Source organism: Cellulomonas septica, assembly GCF_012396155.1.
Lineage (GTDB): Bacteria > Actinomycetota > Actinomycetes > Actinomycetales > Cellulomonadaceae > Cellulomonas > Cellulomonas septica.
In genome coordinates this window covers 1-2577 of sequence record NZ_JAAXOY010000520.1, presented here as the reverse complement: position 1 = coordinate 2577, position 2577 = coordinate 1, and the positions used below count along the sequence as shown (strand labels likewise).

The following is a 2577-nucleotide window of genomic DNA, read 5'->3' as shown; positions in this document are numbered from 1 at the left end:
CTGCGCGGGGGCGTCGTGCTGCGCGCGGGTCGCGGGGGCACCCTGGAGGTGGTGCACGCCGACCGGACGCGGACCCTGACGCTGCACGCGGGTGCGACGGTCCGGCTCGACGGGGACCTGACGGAGGTGCCTGCATGAACGGCGGGACGCGACGGGGACCGGGCGTGCCGGGCCCGCGGCCGCAGCGGTCAGGCGGGTGCGGCGCAGCTCCCGCGCTCGATGAAGGCCGGCGACAGCAGCCGCGTCTCGGCGGCCTTCTTCTGGTCGAGACGCTCGATCGTCATCTCGACCGCGGTGCGGCCGATCTCCTCGGCGGGGACGTCGATCGCGGACAGGGGGAGGGCCAGGTGCTCGGCGAGGCTGGACGGCGCGACGGCGAGCACGGAGACGTCGCCGGGCACGGACCGGTTGCTGCGCGCGAGCGCGGCGAGGACGCCGGGCAGCGCGGCCTCGTTGTGCACGACGAGCGCGGTGAGGTCGTCGAGCTCGGCGAACGCACGCTCGACCGCGGCCTCGGCGCCGGGGTAGGTGGCCTCGGTCGGCACGACGGTGTGCCGCACGCCGGCGGGCCCGGCCTGCGAGCGGAAGCCGTCGACGATGCGCACCGCGTAGTTGGCGCTGCGCGCGAGCGCGGCGGACGGCGCCCCGAGCAGCGCGATGCTGCGGTGGCCGTGGTTGACGAGGTGCCGGACGGCGAGCCGGCCGGCGGCGGCGAAGTCGAGGTCGACGCACGACAGCCCGTGCGGGTCGCTGGGCACGCCGATGAGGACGGACGGCTGGCGGAGCCCGGCGAGCACGGGCAGGCGCGGGTCGAGCGTCTCGATGTCCATGAGGATGAGCGCGTCGACCATGCTGCCGTTGGCGAGCCGCTGGACGCCGTTGACGTCGTCCTGGGTGAGGACGAGGACGTCGTGGTCGAAGTCCCGGGCGCGCGTGATGACGCCGGAGACGACCTCCATGACGATCGCGACGTTCGCCTCGAGGGCGCGCAGCGGGACGACGAGCCCGAGGACGTTGGTGCGGCTGGACGCGAGCGCCCGGGCGCCGGCGTGCGGGCTGAACCCGAGGTCGCGGATCGCCTTCTCGACGCGGTGCCGGGTCGCCTGGGAGATCGGGCGCTTGCCGGAGAGCACGTAGCTCACGGTCGAGGACGAGACGCCCGCTGCCTTCGCGACGTCGGCGATCGTGGCCATGCGGGGAGTGTAGCGGTACAGCGCGGCGTGCCGAGCCGTTCGACGACGGGTCCTCGACTAAACGCTTCGACACCGTTTATCGCAACTACCGGCGCATCAACCCGGGGGAATGGACACGTAGCGTCGGCAGCGGCTAGCGTCCGGTGCGGCTTCGTTGTTGAAGCGCTTCGACGATCGACGCAGGGACCGGCGCACCGCGTCGCCCGGACGGCGGCACGGGGGAGGGTGGCATGACGGGTCTGGAGGCGCTCACCGCCGCCCACGGCGTCCTCTACGGCGGCGACTGGAACCCCGAGCAGTGGACGCCCGACGTGTGGCGCGAGGACGTCGCGCTCATGCGTGCGGCCGGGGTCAACCTGGTCTCCGTCGGCATCTTCTCGTGGGCGACGCTCGAGCCCGAGCCCGGGCGCTTCGACACCGCCTGGCTCGACGAGGTCCTCGACCTCCTGCACGGCGCCGGCATCGCGGTCGACCTCGCGACCCCCACCGCGTCACCGCCGCCGTGGCTCGCGCACCGGCACCCCGAGACGTCGGCCGTCGACGCCCACGGCGTGCGGATGAGCGTCGGCTCGCGCAACCACTTCTGCCCGGGCTCGCAGGTGTACCGCGACCACGTCGCCGCGGTCGTCCGGCACCTCGTCGACCGGTACGCCGACCACCCGGCCGTCGCGATGTGGCACGTCGGCAACGAGCTCGGCCAGACGTGCTGGTGCGACCTGTGCGCCGAGCGCCTGCGCACGTGGCTGCGGAGGCGGTACGGCGACGTCGACGCGCTCAACGCCGCGTGGGCCACCGCGTTCTGGAGCCAGCGGTACTCCTCGTTCGACGAGGTCGTGCCGCCGCGCGCCGCGCCCTACCTGCACAACCCGGCCGCCGAGCTCGACTTCCGGCGGTTCACGTCCGACCAGCTCCGCGACCTCTACCGGCTGCAGGCCGGGATCATCCGGGAACGCTCGGACGCGCCGGTGACGACGAACTTCATGAACTTCTTCCCGGGCGTCGACCAGCACACGTGGGCCGACGACGTCGACGTGGTCGCCGACGACTGCTACACCGACCCCGCGGACGCGCAGTCGCCCGCCCGGGCCGCCCTCGCGCACGACCTCGTCCGCGGCGTCCGGCGCGGCGAGCCGTGGCTCCTCATGGAGCAGGCGGCGGGGGCGGTGAACTGGCGTGCGCACAACGTCCCCAAGAGCACGGGCGCGATGGTCCTCGACTCGCTGCGCGCGGTCGCGCACGGCGCGGACGGCGTCTGCTACTTCCAGTGGCGCGCGTCGACGGGCGGCGCCGAGCGCTTCCACTCGGCGATGGTGCCGCACGCCGGCCCGGACACCGACCTGCACCGCGCGGTCCGGGCGCAGGGCGCGCTGCTGCAGCGGCTGCG

General features: G+C 74.2%; 2 protein-coding genes. One reads left to right on the top strand and one right to left on the bottom strand.

Annotation, left to right across the window (positions count from 1 at the left end; genetic code table 11):
- Positions 1–188: 188 nt before the first annotated feature.
- Positions 189–1193, bottom strand: a complete 1005-nt coding sequence (locus HGA02_RS15970; protein ID WP_168680075.1) for a LacI family DNA-binding transcriptional regulator — start codon at positions 1191–1193, stop codon at positions 189–191.
- Between the two features lie 230 nt (positions 1194–1423).
- On the opposite strand from HGA02_RS15970, the gene HGA02_RS15965 reads away from it, so the two are divergent.
- A partial coding sequence (locus HGA02_RS15965; RefSeq protein WP_210728677.1) for a beta-galactosidase occupies positions 1424–2577 on the top strand: 1154 nt, incomplete at its 3' end.